This is a genomic window from Streptomyces sp. NPDC086777 (assembly GCF_040702065.1).
Classification (GTDB): Bacteria; Actinomycetota; Actinomycetes; order Streptomycetales; family Streptomycetaceae; genus Streptomyces.
The window spans coordinates 251038-267558 of the sequence record NZ_JBFBJI010000004.1; the positions used below are offsets into that span (position 1 = coordinate 251038).

Annotated in this window: 13 protein-coding genes; 2 read left to right on the forward strand and 11 right to left on the reverse strand. The window is 72.4% G+C overall.

From position 1 onward, the window contains the following. Positions 1 to 58: 58 nt before the first annotated feature. The 7 genes from fbaA to AB0472_RS08045 form a co-directional block, all read right to left on the reverse strand. The gene (gene fbaA, locus AB0472_RS08015) at positions 59 to 1081 is read right to left on the reverse strand and encodes a class II fructose-bisphosphate aldolase (RefSeq protein WP_366354404.1); all 1023 of its coding nucleotides are present in this window, start codon (positions 1079 to 1081) and stop codon (positions 59 to 61) included. Positions 1082 to 1242: 161 nt separating this feature from the next. Next, positions 1243 to 1791 (reverse strand): orotate phosphoribosyltransferase, encoded by a 549-nt coding sequence (gene pyrE, locus AB0472_RS08020; RefSeq protein WP_352364161.1) that lies wholly within the window; start codon positions 1789 to 1791, stop codon positions 1243 to 1245. 10 nt (positions 1792 to 1801) lie between these two features. After that, complete coding sequence (locus tag AB0472_RS08025; RefSeq protein WP_366354406.1) at positions 1802 to 2590, reverse strand: aldose 1-epimerase; 789 nt, start codon at positions 2588 to 2590, stop codon at positions 1802 to 1804. Positions 2591 to 2768: 178 nt separating this feature from the next. Continuing rightward, positions 2769 to 3524 (reverse strand): SRPBCC family protein, encoded by a 756-nt coding sequence (locus AB0472_RS08030; RefSeq protein WP_366354408.1) that lies wholly within the window; start codon positions 3522 to 3524, stop codon positions 2769 to 2771. Positions 3525 to 3616: 92 nt separating this feature from the next. Continuing rightward, entirely contained in the window at positions 3617 to 5260 is a 1644-nt protein-coding gene (locus AB0472_RS08035; RefSeq protein WP_366354410.1) for a polyamine aminopropyltransferase, read from the reverse strand. A gap of 88 nt (positions 5261 to 5348) precedes the next feature. Further along, positions 5349 to 5876 (reverse strand): DUF2617 family protein, encoded by a 528-nt coding sequence (locus tag AB0472_RS08040; protein WP_366354412.1) that lies wholly within the window; start codon positions 5874 to 5876, stop codon positions 5349 to 5351. 331 nt (positions 5877 to 6207) lie between these two features. After that, on the reverse strand, positions 6208 to 6519 hold the full coding sequence (locus tag AB0472_RS08045) for a hypothetical protein (protein ID WP_366354413.1): 312 nt from the start codon (positions 6517 to 6519) through the stop codon (positions 6208 to 6210). 140 nt (positions 6520 to 6659) lie between these two features. On the opposite strand from AB0472_RS08045, the gene AB0472_RS08050 reads away from it, so the two are divergent. Further along, on the forward strand, positions 6660 to 7850 hold the full coding sequence (locus tag AB0472_RS08050) for a pyridoxal phosphate-dependent aminotransferase (RefSeq protein ID WP_366354415.1): 1191 nt from the start codon (positions 6660 to 6662) through the stop codon (positions 7848 to 7850). A gap of 32 nt (positions 7851 to 7882) precedes the next feature. On the opposite strand, the gene AB0472_RS08055 is transcribed toward AB0472_RS08050, so the two are convergent. Next, complete coding sequence (locus AB0472_RS08055) at positions 7883 to 10957, reverse strand: FG-GAP-like repeat-containing protein (RefSeq protein WP_366354416.1); 3075 nt, start codon at positions 10955 to 10957, stop codon at positions 7883 to 7885. Between the two features lie 401 nt (positions 10958 to 11358). Here AB0472_RS08055 and AB0472_RS08060 point away from each other — a divergent pair, with 401 nt between their 5' ends. Continuing rightward, the gene (locus tag AB0472_RS08060; RefSeq protein ID WP_366354669.1) at positions 11359 to 12417 is read left to right on the forward strand and encodes a hypothetical protein; all 1059 of its coding nucleotides are present in this window, start codon (positions 11359 to 11361) and stop codon (positions 12415 to 12417) included. Between the two features lie 3 nt (positions 12418 to 12420). Here AB0472_RS08060 and AB0472_RS08065 read toward each other — a convergent pair whose 3' ends face one another. From AB0472_RS08065 to AB0472_RS08075, 3 genes are all read right to left on the reverse strand, one after another. After that, positions 12421 to 12948: a YbjN domain-containing protein gene (locus AB0472_RS08065; protein WP_366354418.1), complete on the reverse strand. Its 528-nt coding sequence runs from the start codon at positions 12946 to 12948 to the stop codon at positions 12421 to 12423. 102 nt (positions 12949 to 13050) lie between these two features. Beyond that, complete coding sequence (gene clpB / locus AB0472_RS08070) at positions 13051 to 15684, reverse strand: ATP-dependent chaperone ClpB (protein ID WP_366354420.1); 2634 nt, start codon at positions 15682 to 15684, stop codon at positions 13051 to 13053. Positions 15685 to 16155: 471 nt separating this feature from the next. Continuing rightward, complete coding sequence (locus AB0472_RS08075) at positions 16156 to 16491, reverse strand: hypothetical protein (RefSeq protein WP_089100103.1); 336 nt, start codon at positions 16489 to 16491, stop codon at positions 16156 to 16158. Between the last annotated feature and the right edge of the window lie 30 nt (positions 16492 to 16521).

The window sequence follows — 16521 nt, forward strand, 5'->3', positions numbered from 1 at the left end:
TATACAGCGGACCCGGCGCCGTAGACAGACGAACGCCGGGTCCTGACCGTAATGCGGCTTACTTGATCTTGTTGCCGGCCGAGCGCAGGTTCTGCGTGGCCTCGACGACGCGCGCGGCCATGCCGGCCTCGGCCAGCTTGCCCCAGGTGCGCGGGTCGTAGGTCTTCTTGGAGCCGACCTCGCCGTCGACCTTCAGGACGCCGTCGTAGTTCTTGAACATGTGATCGGCGACCGGACGGGTGAAGGCGTACTGGGTGTCGGTGTCGAGGTTCATCTTCACGACGCCGTTCTCCAGCGCGGTCAGGATCTCCTGCTCGGTGGAGCCGGAGCCGCCGTGGAAGACGAAGTCGAACGGCGACTGCTTGCCGAACTTGGCGGCCACGCCGTCGTTCAGCTCCTTCAGCAGGTCGGGGCGGAGCACCACGTTGCCCGGCTTGTACACGCCGTGCACGTTGCCGAAGGAGGCGGCGAGCAGGTAGCGGCCCTTCTCACCGAGGCCCAGCGCCTCGGCGGTGCGGATCGCGTCCTCGACCGTGGTGTACAGCGAGTCGTTGATCTCGTGGGAGACGCCGTCCTCCTCGCCACCGGTCGGGGTGATCTCGACCTCGAGGATGATGTTGGCGCGGCGGGCCTGCTCCAGGAGCTCCTGCGCGATGGCCAGGTTGTCGGCAAGGGTCTCGGCGGAGCCGTCCCACATGTGCGACTGGAAGAGCGGGTTGCGGCCGTTCTTCACCCGCTCCTCGGAGATCGCGAGCAGCGGACGGACGTACCCGTCGAGCTTGTCCTTCGGGCAGTGGTCCGTGTGCAGCGCGATGTTCACCGGGTACTTCTCGGCGACGACGTGCGCGAACTCGGCGAGCGCCACCGAACCGGTGACCATGTCCTTCTTGTACTGGCCGCCCAGGAACTCGGCCCCACCCGTGGAGATCTGGACGATGCCGTCGCTCTCCGCCTCCGCGAAGCCGCGCAGCGCCGCGTGCAGGGTCTGGGTCGAGGTGACGTTGATGGCCGGGTAGGCGAACCTGCCTGCCTTCGCCCGGTCGAGCATCTCGTTGTAGACCTCGGGGGTTGCGATGGGCATTGTCCGCTCCTTGAGTGTGCGGGTCGGCGTACTGCTGCTTTTCCTACGGCCCTGACCTAGACCTTGGGGGCGACGTCATCGTCGTCCCCATCTTTCCAGACATGAACCGATGCTCCACGCGCCGGTCAAATCCGGGTCAATCCCAGTCGTCAACCCGCTGTTCAGTCCAGTCCCAGTTCATCCTTCGAGAAGGCGAACAGGTACGGCACCCCGGCGCCCTCCTGGATCTTCTCGGCGGCGCCGGTGGCGCGGTCCACGATGGTGGCGACGGCGACGACCTCGGCGCCGGCCTCGCGCACGGCCTCCACGGCGGTGAGCGGGGAACCGCCGGTGGTGGAGGTGTCCTCGACGACCAGGACACGCCGGCCCTTGATCTCCGGTCCCTCGACGCGGCGCTGCATGCCGTGCGCCTTCGCCGCCTTGCGCACGACGAAGGCGTCGAGCCGCCTTCCGCGGGCGGCGGCCGCGTGCAGCATGGCGCCGGCGACCGGGTCGGCGCCCATGGTGAGCCCGCCGACGGCGTCGTACTCCAGGTCGGCGGTCAGGTCCAGCAGCACCTGGCCGACCAGCGGGGCGGCCTCGCCGTCGAGGGTGACCCGGCGGAGGTCGATGTAGTAGTCGGCCTCCAGGCCCGACGACAGGGTCACCCTGCCGTGCACCACGGCCTTGTCCTTGATCTGTTGCAGCAGCTCAGCACGTACGTCGCTCATGCCGACCAGCTTAGAGGCGCGTCCACGTCCAGGTGGTCGTGGCTTCCAGCGGCTCCAGGGGCGTGACGAACTTGGGCAGCGTGTTCAGCCCGTTGGGCGGTCCGGTCTGCGGCTCCACGCAGACCGCCTCCGCCTGCTCGTCGTAGACGACGACCCAGCGCTCGCGGCTGGCGACCTTCAACTCCAGCTGCCCCGGCCAGGTGAGGGTGACGTCGACACCGTCGGGCATGCCGAAGCAGTCGTCCCAGGGGCCGGGCTTCGGGTCGACGCGGTCGCCGGTGGGCAGGTGGTCCGCGCCGCGCTCCTCCTGCCAGGCGGGCGCGAAGTCCACCCGGGCGTCCTGGTCGCCGAGGTTCCGGTTGAACCAGGGGTGCCAGCCGATCTGCGCCGGGAAGGAGTCCTCGTACGTCTCCACGGACATCGTCAGCGTCAGGGAGTCCTCGGCGAGCTGCACGACGTGGGTGACGCGGGCGGGGTGCGGCCAGGGGGCACCGAGTTCGCACGTGATGACGGCCTCGGCCGCCGAGACGCGCGCGGTGCGCCAGGCGCCGTCGCGGGCGGTGCCGTGGATGGCGTGCGGCGGGGAGTTGAGGGGCATCTGGACGAGGGTGGCACCGTCGAGGAAGCGGCCGTCCCGGATCCGGCCGCACCAGGGAACCATCGGGAAGCAGCCGAAACGGTCGCCCTGCCGGAGCAGTTCGAGGCCGCCGACCTCGAGTCCGGCGATCCGGCCGCCGTTTCCGGGGTGCAGGTGCAGGGTGACGTCGCCTGCGGTCAGCGTGATGTCTTCGTTACTCACGGGACGAGCGTAATGGGGAGAGCGCGTCGCGCTTCGCCTGCGGGTGGGTGGTGGCTGCTCGCGCAGTTCCTCACGCCCCACATACCCACCTGGCCGCGGGCAGCCGTGCCGCAGGGCGGCACGGGTGAGCGCGGCGGCAGCCGGCAGGCGCCGGTGAGCGTCCCCACCCCCGGCCCGCTCAACGCCGGCGCCGCAAAGCCCTCGTCACCACGATCGCCGACGCGAGTGCCAGTGCCGCCGCCGGGGCGGCCCAGCGGAGGGTGGAGGCGCCTGCCACCGTCTGGGGTGCCGGGACCGGCGCGTAGCGGCCGCGGGGCGGCGCGTGGTCCACCTCCTCCGCGCTGCGGCCGATCATCGTCCGCCGCGCGTGCGCCGCCTCCGCGAAGATCTCGGGCAGCGGCTCCACGACCGGCTCGCTCACCGCCTCCTCCACCTCCTCCCGCTCCGGCTCCCGCTCCGGTGCCAGGGACGGCGGCGGGACCTCCGTCTCGAACACCGAGGCCGGTTCGGCGCCGGGCGTCTCCCCCAGCCCCTCCGCGAAACGGCCCAGCAGCCTCGTCCCCGCCGCCTGCACCGCCTCCGCCGGCAGCTCCGCGACCCGCCCGTCGGCGGAGGCCGTACCGGTCACCGTGACCGTGCACCCGTCGCCCGTCGCCGTAAGGCGGAAGGTCAGCGCCAGCTTCACCGTGCCGGTGCCGCGGGCCTCGGTGGCGTCGGCGTCGACCGCGTACGAACCGTCGTCGTGGGGACTCACACGCAGGGAGCCCCGGTAGGTGATCGAGTGGCTGCCGATGCGGACCTTGAGGCGGCCGGTACCGGGGGCGGCGCCCGCGTCCTGCTGGAGGCCGGGGACCGCCCGGGCGACCCGCGCGGGGTCGGCCAGCGCCTCCCTGAGCCGCGAGGCCGGGGCCGGGACGTACACCTGGTGCTCCATGCCGACTGAGCCTACCCACGAGTCGGTCCGACACACCCTCCCCGGCACACGGCACACGGCACGCTGCGAGCCTCCTTGACGCGCGGGCCCGTTCAGTACCGCGGGTGCACCAGCGTGGACGGCGGCGGCAGCCCGGCCGCCGGCCCCCTCAGGGCGTCCTTCTCCAGTCCCCCTTCCGTGAGCGTGCGCAGTCGCGGCCCGCCCGCCGGGAGGCGCAGCGGGGGCGCGCGGGGACCCGCGGCCGCGAGGACGAAGCCCCAGTCGTGCGGGGCCCTGGACTCGCCCGCCGAGCGGTCGGGACCCGGGGTGAATCCGGCGTCCTGGCCGGGGACCCGGTAGGGGGTGGTGGCGAGGCCCGCCGCCCGCAGGGTCGCGGCGACCGTCCAGAAGGCGTGCGGGCGGCCCTGGACCGGTCCGGCGTGGACCACCAGACGGCCACCGGGGGCGAGGGCGCGGCGGACGAGGCCGTAGAACTCCTCGGAGTACAGCTTGGTGCTGGCGGTGATGCCGGGGTCGGGCAGGTCCGCGACGACGACGTCGTAGCCGGAGTAGCCCGACCGGGGTGCCCCGCGCAGCCAGCGGAAGGCGTCGGCGGTGAACACGTGGACGCGCGGGTCGTCGTAGGCGTGGCCGTTGAGCGCGGACAGGGCGGGGTCGTGGCGGGCGAGGCGGACCAGGCCCGCGTCGAGTTCGACGATGTCGACGCGGTCGACGCCCCGGTGGCGCAGCACCTCGCGCGCGGCCATGCCGTCGCCACCGCCGAGGATCAGCACACGCGCGTGCGGGCCGGTCATCGCGGGGTGGACGAGGGCTTCGTGGTACCGGCGTTCGTCGCGGCCGCCGACCCGCAGCCGGCCGTCGAGGAAGAGGTCGAGGGGGCGGCCGTGGGTGCCGCCGGTGAGGACGATCTCCTGGACGTCCGTCTGGAGGGCGACCCGGACGTCGGCGCCGTAGACGGCGTGCCGCGCGGCCCGTTCGAAGTCGCCGACGAGGGCGGCGGCGGAGGCGAGGAGGCCGAGAACGGTGGCGCCCGCGACGAGGAGGGTCCAGCGGGTCCGGCGGGACAGGTCGCGGCGGAACAGGCCGAGGACCAGGGCGCCCCCGGCGACGACGTTGACGGTGCCGGTGAGCAGGGTGCCCGTCAACTGGCCCAGGAAGGGCAGCAGCAGGAACGGGAAGGCGAGGCCGCCGACCAGCGCGCCCACGTAGTCGGCCGCGAACAGGTCGGCGACCGCGCCGCCCGCGTCCTGGCGGCGGATGCGCTGGATGAGCTCCATCAGCAGCGGCACCTCGGCGCCGATCAGCAGGCCGATGGCGAGGGAGAAGGCGACCAGGAGGCAGCGCGGGCCGGCCGCCCACAGGCCGCCCCAGTCGCCGGTCCAGGCGAAGACGGCGTAGAGCGCCATCGCGCTGCAGCCGCCGACCAGCGCCAGCGCGGTCTCCACCGCGGCGAACCCGGCCGCCGCGTGCCAGCGCAGCCGTTTCGCGGCGAGGGAGCCGACCCCCATCGCGAAGACCATCACGGACAGCACGACGGAGGCCTGGGTGACCGAGTCCCCGATCAGGTACGAGGCGAGGGCGACGAGTTCGAGTTCGTACACCAATCCGCAGGCGGCGCAGACGAACACGCACGCCAGAACCAGGAAGCGGCCCGTCCCCGGCCGCACGGGCAGCGGCGCGGGGGCGCCCCAGGGCGGCGGTGTGCCGGGAGGGGCGGGTGCGTGCGGATCGATCACTCTGCGACGTTACGTCACTCGCTCGGTACGCTTCGTCACCCACACGTGTGGAACTCCGTACCCTTTGACGCCCGGTGGGTTTATGTCATCAGGCGACGGGTTGGGGCACCGGGACCCGTACGCCGACCCGGGTCCGGGTCGCGACCAGCTGGCCGTCCTGCGGGTACGCGTGCCAGGTCCGCCAGTGCACCTGGCCCTCGTGACGCTGGGCCAGCATCGCGGTGAACGCGTGCGGGCTGCCCGGGAAGACCCCGGCGAGGCCGTGCGGATGCTCGGAGACGAGGGCCAGCAGCTCCTGGGCGCGGCCCGCGAAGGAGCCCGGGGACAGCACCTCGACGCGGGCCGCGAACTCGTACTCCCAGTCGCCGTTGCGCTTGGCGACCCCGAGCGGCAGGGGGGTGCTGGACCCCGGGATGCACGCCACCGTCTCCGAACAGCCGCCGCACTCCTCCTCCAGGAGCACCTGATGGGACGCGCCGAGCAGTCTCAACTGCAGCTTCGCCCCGTTCAGTTCCAGGTCGAGGGTGGCCAGGGCGGGCAGCGGCTCGCGCCCCAGGGTCCAGGCGAGGTCGGCCGCGCGCGTATCGGTGTAGGTGGTGTTCAGGGTCGTGAGCATGGATCGGCTCCGCTAGCACGCAAAAGGGGAGGAGTGTGGTCCGGTGCACCTCGGTCGACACCGGGAGATCGGCCCGGCCGGCCCAGCCGGGGGAGGGTGTCGTCAGGACGTCCGAGGTGCTGCTTTGGTGATTTAGAGGGAATCATGAACTGTGGCGCTGCCACAGCGTTTTTACCCAACTTCGTGGGGTTTCCATCCCTCAGAGGGCTCCACAGCTCAACTGTTCAACCAAGACGTGCGCTCCACTCCTTCCGGCGCACGCCGGGGCACCCGGCGAGAGCTCCCCTGCTCCGCGTCCGGACGCCCCGGTTCCCCGCCGCCCGCGGGCGGCTCAGCTGCTCCCTCCGCAGCCACCCCCGCCGCCGCACGACGAGCCGCCGCCGCAGGACGAGCCGCCGCCGCACGAGGAGTGCCCGCCGCCGCAGGAGTGGCCGCCGCCGTGGTGCCCCCCGTGCTGACCGCCGTGCGAGGACGACGATCCCGAGTCCCCGGCCCACCAGCTGCCGGAGCTGTCGTAGGAGGAGGAGCCGCCCCCGCGGTACGCCCCCTTGCCCCCGCCGCCCCCGCTGCCCCTGCGGACCGCCGTGGCGACGATCGCGAGGCAGATGACCGCGGCCACCACCACGATGAAGACGGTGCCCATGGCGTCACCTTCTTTCCGTTCCCCCGAAGGCGGCCCCCCGTGGGCGCCCCGGCCGCCGCGCGAGCGCGGCGTGGACTGGGGATGCCCGGCCGCCACGGCGGCCAAAGCGGAGTTGAGGAACTCCAGAGCTTGGGCGCAGGATGACCGGCATGACCTCCAGCGAACGCCCGCTCCTGAACCGCCGGCTGGCCGAGTTCGGCACCACGATCTTCGCCGAGATGTCCGCCCTCGCCGTGCGCACCGGATCCATCAACCTGGGGCAGGGTTTCCCGGACACCGACGGCCCCGAGGAGGTCAGGGAGGCCGCCGTGCGCGCGCTGCGCGAGGGGCGCGGCAACCAGTACCCGCCGGGGCCCGGCGTCCCCGAGCTGCGCACCGCGATCACGGCGCACCAGCAGCGCCGCTACGGGCTGTCGTACGACCCGGACGCCGAGGTGCTGGTGACGGCGGGCGCCACCGAGGCGATCGCGGCCGCTCTGCTGGCCCTGGTGGAGCCCGGCGACGAGGTGGTCGCCCTGGAGCCGTACTACGACTCCTACGCGGCGAGCATCGCGATGGCGGGCGGCACCCGGGTCCCGGTCACCCTGCGCCCGGACGCCGGCGCCTTCCGCCTCGACCTCGACGAGCTGCGCGCCGCCGTCACCCCGCGCACCCGGCTCCTCCTGGTCAACACCCCGCACAACCCGACCGGCACGGTCCTCACCCGCGCCGAGCTGACCGCGGTCGCCGAGCTGGCGGTGGAGCGGGACCTGCTGGTGGTGACCGACGAGGTGTACGAGCACCTGGTCTACGACGAGGCGGAACACGTCCCCCTCGCCACCCTGCCCGGCATGCGCGAGCGCACGGTCACCATCGGCTCGGCCGGCAAGACGTTCTCCTTCACGGGCTGGAAGGTCGGCTGGGTGACGTCGACGCCGGAGCTGGTCACGGCGGTGCGCTCGGCGAAGCAGTTCCTGACGTACGTCGCCTCGGGCCCCTTCCAGTACGCGGTCGCGGAGGCCCTCGCCCTCCCGGACGCCTACTTCGAGGCGTTCCGCCGGGACATGCAGGCCAAGCGGGACATCCTCGCGGCGGGCCTCGCGGAGGCGGGCTTCCAGGTCTACGACACCGCCGGCACGTACTTCATCACCACCGACATCCGCCCCCTCGGCGAGACCGACGGCTTCGCCTTCTGCCGCTCCCTGCCGGAACGGGCGGGGATCGTCGCCATCCCGAACGCGGTCTTCTACGACCACCGCGAGCAGGGTGCGCCGTTCGTGCGGTTCGCCTTCTGCAAGCGCACGGGGGTGCTGGAGGAGGCCGCCGCCCGGCTCAAGACACTGGCCGGGTAGCAGCCGGCAGCCGTACCGGCGGGGGGCACCGCTCAGAAGACCCCCTTGTACCCCTGCCACCCGGTGGCGATCTTCGTGCGGGCGCCGAACGACCCCTTGCCGTTGCCGTTGTTGCGCCACAGGTTGCCGGAGGTGTCGCGGGACAGGAGGTCGGCCCTGCCGTCGCCGGTGAGGTCGCCGGCGCCGACGACGGTGTCGTACGAGCCGCCCCAGGCGGAGAACAGCTTCACGCGCGCGGAGAAGGTGCCGTTGCCCTTGCCGTAGTAGCGGTACAGGTTGTTGGACCTGTCCTGGGCGACCAGGTCGCCGATGCCGTCGCCGTTGAGGTCGCCGACGCCCACGATCTTCTTGTACGTCCTCCAGTCGGCGTAGAGCTTCACGCGCGCGGAGAGTTTTCCGCTGCTCGTCCCCTTGTAGAGGTAGACCGCGCCGGTGGCGGAGTTGCGGGCGACGAGGTCGGGACGGCCGTCGCCGCTGATGTCGCCGGGCGAGGTCAGGACGTCGTACTGGTTCCAGCCCTTGCCCAGCGAGGTGTGCGGGGTGCTGGTGAGGAACGCCTGACCGAGCATGGTCCGGTACACCCGCAGTTCGCCGCTGCTGAACCGGACGAGGACGTCGTTGCGCCGGTCGCCGTCGAGGTCGCCGAAGGGGACGAGCTTCACGGAGGTGGGCCAGCCGGAGGCGGACATGGCCTTGCCCAGGGTGCCCGTGCCGGTGCCCGGCCGGTAGCTGACGGTGCCGGCGGAGCCGAGGGTCAGGATGTCGCCGGTGCCGTCGGGCGCCCAGGAACCGCCACCGGTGAAGTCGTGGCGCACGGCGGCCCCGTCGGACACCTTCACCGTCTGCGACACGGTGAGCGCGCGTCCCGAGCCGTCGGCGGGCGGGACCGTCACCGTGAGGGCGTAGGTGCCGTCGGGGACGAACGCGCCCCGGGCGTCGCGGATGTCCCACCGGACGGTCAGGTCGCCCTGCACCGCCCCGCCGGACAGGGTGCGGACGACGGCACCGGTGGCCTTGCTGGTGAGGGTGGCCGTCCAGGAGGCGGCGGGCTTGGAGAGGAGTCCGCGCCACTGCCACCACGGGGCGCCGGCCGCGCTGCTCTGTCCGGCGTTGCCGCTCGTCTCGGACTCGACGGCGGAGAGCGGCTGGGTGGCGACCCCGCTGGGCACCAGGTGGATCCGGTGGTCCGCGTCGACGTAGGCGACGGGGCCGCCGAACTTGTCCACGGTCCAGGTCGTCCCGCGCCCGCCGGAGGTGGCCGCCGGGAGGTCGGCTATCGCACGGGTGGCTGCGGTGCCGTCGGCGAAGGCGGTGAGGAGGAGCGTGCCGGTCGTCGTGTCCTGCCGGACGAGGTATCCGTCGCCGAGCTGGACCTGGCCGGAGGGGACGGGGATGTTCTTCTTCGCCGTACTGTCCCAGACGCCGGCCGTCCCGCCGGTCCCGCAGGACCAGTAGATCCAGCGGCTCACCACCTGGAGCTCCTTGGGCACGCACGGCGCGCCGGTGCTGACGGTGGCGGCGATCGCGCCGGTCCTCAGGTTCCTGGCGGTGACGACACCGTTGCCGGAACCCGGCGTCCACAGGCTGGTCCCCCAGACGGAGGCGGCCGTGACGGAGCGGGTGAGGACGGGCTGCAGGTCGGTGTGGACGCCGAGGTCGCCGACGTACTGTCTGCTGGGGGAGGAACCGTTGACGACCGCGTAGCGGCCGGTGACGTCGAGGACGGTGCCGGAGGCCGAGGGCAGGTAGAAGAAGCCGGCCGCCTCGTCGCCGTCGACGGACTGGACGTACGAGCCGGCCGGGTCGGAATCGGCGGTGAACGTCACCGCTCGGCCGTCCCCGGTGGCGTACGGCCCCGAACCGAGGCCGTCCCACTTCCGCCAGGTCCGGGTGCCGGGTGTTCCGTCCGCGGCGACCGGCCGGGTGTAGTACGCGCCCATGAAGCTGCTGTCGGCCTCGTCGGTGGCCAGGGTGCCGTTCTCCAGCGACAGCCGCGTGATCTTCGCCGCCACCGGCGGTACGGCGGTCAGTTCGGCCGGTACCGGGGTGTCCGCGCCCGTGCCGGTGACCCGGCGGACCGCCCAGTGCCCGGCGTCGGTGCCGCCGACGACCAGCAGGCTGCCGTCGGGGGCGGGTACGACGGAGCTGTTCGCGTGCCGGAGCAGCGTGACCGGGGCGCCGCCCGTGACGGGGACGGCCATGAGCCGCTCGCCGGACTCGTCGGCCAGATCGGAGGGGTCCGACGGCACGGTACGGGCCACCACCAGCCAGTCCCCGGTGATGCCGACCGACGGGGTGCCCTCGGTGCCGGGCAGCGTCACCGTCGTCCCGGGGGAGGTGAGGTCGCCGCGGTCCAGGACGTGTGCCGTCGGCGTGGTGCCGGACGGGTACCACACCAACCGGTCCGCGCTCAGCGCGACGGCTGCCGGAGCGGCGGACAGGGTGACGTCGCCGGTGACCTGCGCGGCAGCCAGGTCCACCAGCGCCAGGTGCTGCACGCCTGCCAGCGCGTAGCCGACGACGGCGGTGCCGCTGTCGCCGCCCAGCACCCGGAAGTTCGACGTGATCCCGGCCGGCCACCCGTCGACGAGGGTGCCGTCGGCGGGGGCACCGCCGCCGTAGAGCCACAGCCTGCGGCTGTCGTCCGTGTCCCGGGCCTGGGTCAGCACGTGGGCGCCGTAGGTGGCCACGTACGTGCCGTGGGTGAGGGCGACGTCGGCGCTGGTGCCGGCGGCGAGGTCACGGAGGACGACCTTCTGGGTGGGCGAGACGACGTCGGTCACGATGTCGGACGACGAGCCCAGGTAGCCGGCGAGTTCGAGTCGCGACAGCTCGCCCAGTTCGGTCGTCGCCCCGGTGGCGTACGACGTCCACAGATAGCCGGAGCGCCCCTCCTGGGCGTGCAGGTAGCCAACCGCACCGGCGCTGTGGAGCCGGTCGGCGCGGGGCTGGTAACGGTCGGACTGGAAGACCTTCTCGGTCGCGAGCGCGGTGCTCCCGGTGCCGTCGCCCGCGTCGGCCGTGCCGACGAGCGGGCCGGGACCGGCGACGACGGTGAGGACTGCCAGCGCGGCGACGACGCCGCGGACGGTGGTACGACGAGCCATCGTCGCCTCCTGAGGGCTTCCGGCGGAAAGAGGCGTGCCGGAGGCCGACGGCCGGGAAGGCGTGTGTCGATGCCGCCGCGAAATATCCGCCCCCGAACATCCCCCCGCACGCGGCGAGTTGAGGATAACAGTGGCCACAGGTTTCGCCGGGGCACCGGTTGGGCGGGATCCTGGTCGTCTTCGCGACGGCCGCGCTGCAGCTCGCCTGGCTGCGGGACGCTTCCCCCATCGGGCGCACATTTCTCGCACCGGGCCCGATCCCCCGGCACTGTGCCAATGTGAGCCACGCCAGCACCACCGCCCTCGCCCCGCCCGTCGCGCAGCAGCCCGGCGCCCGGCTGTCCGTCGTCGCCGCGGGCGGGGTCGCCGTGGGGCTGTTCGCGGCGGTCCGGCTCACCGGCATGACCCTGCTGGCGCTGGCCGCCTGGGCGGGCGGCCGCCATCCGCTGACGCTGCTCGGGAGGTCGTGGGACGCGGCGTGGTACCTCGGCATCGCGGCGCACGGCTACGGCCGCACCCTGTACTTCGGCCCCGGCATCGTCCACAGCGACCTGGCGTTCTTCCCGCTCTACCCGGCCCTCGTCCGGACCCTGACGGCGGTGACCCCGCTCAGCGGGGCCGGCGCGGGGCTGCTGGTGTCCTGGACGGCCGCCGCCGTCGCCGCGGGCGGGATCTACGCGGTGGGCGCCCGGCTGCACGGCCGGGCGGTGGGCACCGCCCTGGTGGTGCTCTGGGGGCTGCTCCCGCACTCCGTGGTGCTGTCCATGGCGTACACGGAACCGGTCCTGACCGCCTTCGCCGCCTGGTCGCTGTACGCCGTCCTGGCCGGGAACTGGCTCTGGGCAGGCAGCCTGGCCGCCCTGGCCGGGCTGTCCCGCCCGAACGGCTTCGCGGTCGCGGTCGCCGTCCTGCTCGCCGCCGGCCGCGAGCTGTACCGCACCCGCGGCCGGGTTGCCCACAGGCTGTGGACGGGCGCGGCGCTCGCCCCGCTGGGCTGGACCGGCTACGTCCTGTGGGTCGGCAGCCGCACCGGCGACGTGCTGGGCGGCTACTTCGGCGTCCAGCGGCTGTGGGGCTCGCGCTTCGACTTCGGCCGGGGCTCGCTGGCGTTCGTGCGTACCCTGCTGCTGCGCGGCGACCGGTTCGTCTTCCCGATGACGATGGTGATCGTCGCGGCGGCGGTGGTGCTGTTCGCCCTGCTGGCCCTGGACCGCGCGCCGGTCCCGCTGCTCGCCTACACCGCCGTGCTCCTGCTGATCGCCGTCGGCGGCTCGGGCTTCTTCGAGTCGAAGCCGCGCTTCCTGCTCCCGGCCTTCCCGCTGCTGCTCCCGCTGGCCCGGGCGCTGGTCCGCACGGCGAGAGCCCGGCCCTGGCACGCGACGGTGGTGGTCACGGCCCTGGCCGGGCTCTCGTTCGGCTACGGCACGTACCTCGTCGTGTACGCGCACACACCGTTGTAGGTCCTACTCGTCGTCGTCCGACTCGTCGGCCTCGTTGACGGCCTCCTCCAGGCCGAGCTGCTCGACGAGCCACTTGTCGAACTCGATCGCGGCCCGCACCCAGCTGACCGTGGACGACACGAAGTGGTTGATGTCGACACCCGTGCCGATCAGCATCTGGGCCTCACCGATGAGACGGACGGTGCCGTCGTCGTGGGTGTGGGTGTAGACCTTGGGCCACAGGGTCCGCCGGTTCCAGTCGTCGATGGACTCGAGCAGCTGCGGCTTCTCGTCGATCTTGTGGGGGCGGTCGTAGAACGTCCGCACCGAGAAGACGGCCTGCTCGTCCTCGCCACGGAACATGAAGTACGTACGGAACTGCTCCCACGGCGCCGCGAGGTCGCCCTCGTCGTCGACGACGTACTTGAGCTCCATCTGGTCGAGGAGCTGCTTCACAAGATCCTGATCCGGGACGACGGGGCCCGCCGGTCCTTGGGGCTGCGGCTCGGGCTGGCCCCCGAAGTTCGGAATCGAGGACGGGTCGATGGTCACCGTGTTTTTCCCTTCATACGGATTCCGCCATCCTCCCCCATCCGGGGAGGGGGGTGGCAACCCCCGCCCCGGCGGGTTCATCTCGCGTTGGCGCAATTCCGCTCAGAGCGTTTTTCCGGGCTCCTGACCGGTGCCTTCGACGGCGTTCTCCGCCGTCGCCGGTCCCACGATCAGGCCCTCTCCGAACGCGTCGACGCGGATCGTGTCGCCGTCCTTGACCTCGCCGGCGAGGATCTCCCTGGCCAGCCGGTCGCCGATGGCGGTCTGGACCAGGCGGCGGAGCGGGCGGGCGCCGTAGGCCGGGTCGTTGCCCTCCTCGGCGAGCCAGGCCAGGGCCTCGGGGGTGATCTCCAGGGCCAGGCGGCGGTCGGCGAGGCGGGCCGCCAGCCGGTCGATCTGGAGCCGGGCGATGCGGGCCAGTTCGTCCTTGGCCAGGGCGGAGAAGACCACCAGGTCGTCGAGGCGGTTGAGGAACTCCGGCTTGAAGGACTGCCGGACCGTCTCCAGGACCTGCCGCTTCTTCTCCTCCTCGCCGAGGACCGGGTCGACCAGGTACTGGCTGCCCAGGTTCGAGGTGAGGACCAGGATCGTGTTGCGGAAGTCGACCGTGCGGCCCTGGCCGTCGGTGAGGCGGCCGTCGTCCAGCACCTGGAGGAGGATGTCGAAGACCTCGGGATGGGCCTTCTCGACCTCGTCCAGCAGGACGACGGTGTAGGGGCGGCGGCGGACGGCCTCGGTGAGCTGGCCGCCCTCCTCGTAGCCGACGTATCCGGGCGGGGCGCCGACCAGCCGGGCCACGCTGTGCTTCTCGCTGTACTCCGACATGTCGATGCGGACCATGGCCCGCTCGTCGTCGAAGAGGAAGTCGGCGAGGGCCTTGGCGAGCTCCGTCTTGCCGACGCCGGTCGGGCCGAGGAAGAGGAAGGAGCCGGTGGGGCGGTCGGGGTCGGCGATGCCGGCGCGGGAGCGGCGGACGGCGTCGGAGACCGCGCGGACGGCCTCGGTCTGGCCGATCAGGCGGCGGCCCAGTTCGTCCTCCATGCGGAGCAGCTTCTGGGTCTCGCCCTCCAGCAGCCGGCCGGCCGGGATGCCGGTCCAGGCGGCCACCACGTCGGCGATGTCGTCGGAGCCGACCTCGTCCTTGACCATGGTGTCCCTGGCCGTCTCCTCCTCGGCCTCGGACGCGGCCTCCAGCTCCTTCTCCAGCTGCGGGATCTCGCCGTAGAGCAGCTTGGAGGCGGTGTCGAAGTCGCCGTCACGCTGGGCGCGTTCGGCGGTGCCGCGCAGGGCGTCGAGCTTCTCCTTCAGCTCGCCGACCCGGTTCAGGGACTGCTTCTCGCGCTCCCAGCGGGCGTTGAGGCCGCGCAGGTCCTCCTCCTTGTCGGCGAGATCGCGGCGCAGCTTCTCCAGGCGGTCCCGGGAGGCCGGGTCGGTCTCCTTCACCAGCGCCAGCTCCTCCATCTTCAACCGGTCGACGGAGCGCTGGAGTTCGTCGATCTCGACGGGGGAGGAGTCGATCTCCATGCGGAGCCGGGAGGCGGCCTCGTCGACGAGGTCGATGGCCTTGTCGGGGAGGAAGCGGGAGGTGATGTAGCGGTCGGAGAGGGTCGCGGAGGCGACCAGTGCAGAGTCCGCGATCTGGACCTTGTGGTGGGCCTCGTAACGGCCCTTCAGGCCTCGGAGGATGGCGATGGTGTCCTCGACGGTCGGCTCCGCGACCAGGACCTGCTGGAAGCGGCGCTCCAGGGCCGGGTCCTTCTCGATGCGTTCGCGGTACTCGTCGAGGGTGGTGGCGCCGACCATGCGCAGTTCGCCGCGGGCCAGCATCGGCTTCAGCATGTTGCCGGCGTCCATGGCGGAGTCGCCGCCGGCGCCCGCGCCGACGACCGTGTGCAGCTCGTCGATGAAGGTGATGATCTGGCCGTCGGAGTCCTTGATCTCGGCGAGGACGGTCTTGAGCCGCTCCTCGAACTCGCCGCGGTACTTGGCGCCCGCGACCATCGCGCCGAGGTCGAGCGACACCAGCCGCTTGTCCTTCAGCGACTCGGGGACGTCGCCCTTGACGATCCGCTGGGCGAGTCCCTCGACGACGGCGGTCTTGCCGACGCCGGGCTCGCCGATGAGGACCGGGTTGTTCTTGGTGCGGCGGGAGAGCACCTGCACGACCCGGCGGATCTCCTGGTCGCGGCCGATGACGGGGTCGAGCTTGCCGTCCCGGGCGGCGGCCGTGAAGTCGGTGCCGAACTTCTCCAGCGCCTTGTACTGGCCCTCGGGGTCGGCGGTGGTCACCCGGCGCCCGCCGCGCGCCTTGCGGAAGGCCTCCGCCAGCTTCTTCGCGCCGGCGCCCTGCCGCTCGAGGACCTCGCCGGCCGCGCCGCCCTTGGCGGCGATGCCGATGAGCAGGTGCTCGGTGGAGAGGTAGTCGTCACCGAGGTCCTTGGCGCGTTCGCCGGCGTCGGCGATGACCGCGAGCAGTTCGCGGTTGGGCTGCGGCGGCGCGACCGTGGAACCGGTCACGCTGGGCAGCGCGGCCAGCACGCGCTCGGCGCCCTGGCGTACGGCGGCCTGGTCGGCGTCGACGGCCGCGAGCAGGTCGGTGATGTTCTCGTTGTCCTGCCCGGCAAGCAGAGCCAGCAGCAGGTGGGCAGGGGTGAGGTCCGCGTGCCCCTCGGTCACGGCCCGGCTGCTGGCCGCGTTGATCGCGTCCCGGCTCCTGTTGGTCAGCTCGGCGTCCACGTTCGCTTTCTCCTCCTCGGCATCGTTCGGCTGACTCAGCCAACGTACACAAAGTTGAGTCTATTCCACTCAAGGTGCGAGTGGGAGCCCTTCCCGGAACCGCCTTTCGGGCCATCGGGTCCCGGTGACGGGGAGGCGTGGGTGGCGGAGACCGAGTACCGGTGCGCCGGGCGGCACGGGAGGGCGCCGGGAGAGGACCCGTCGGGCGCGGCGGCCGGGATCGCGGGGGAACGGGCGCCGGCACGGCCGGGGACCGGGCGCCGGCGCGGCCGGGGTGCGGCCGGGGTGCGGCCGGGGGCGGGGCGGTCGACCGGTTCTGACGACGGGTTTCAGCCACCGTGGCGCGCGGCCGAAACCGGCCGAAACATCGAAATGTCCCCCAAAACTGCAGCGGCGTCACCGTGTTCAGGTCACGGTGACGCCGCTGCGGGGGGAAGCACCTGAGCGATCTTTTACGACGGGGGAATCGCGTCAGGCACTGCGGGGGGTGGCCGAGATGGTCCTCACGTCCGGGACATCCGGCTCAGCCAGCCGGTGGTCCCGTTGGTCCAGATTCACAAAGATCATTCCGTACCGGATCGCGCACCGCACGGGCTGCGGCGCACCCCGGGGCTTGCGCAGGCACCGGTACGCCCGTACGTCCTCGTCCTCGTCGCGCGTGACGACGACCGGCTCACCGAAGACCGTCACCATCAGCGAGTCACCGGAGTGGGGGATCGCGGTGACAAGGTCGATGAAGTGCCAGCCCGAGCGGTAGGCCGTGGCCATTTCGCGACGGAAGGAGCGGTCGTCGGGTGGGGTGGTCATGACGAGACGGCCCAGCTGCTGTCGGCCGGG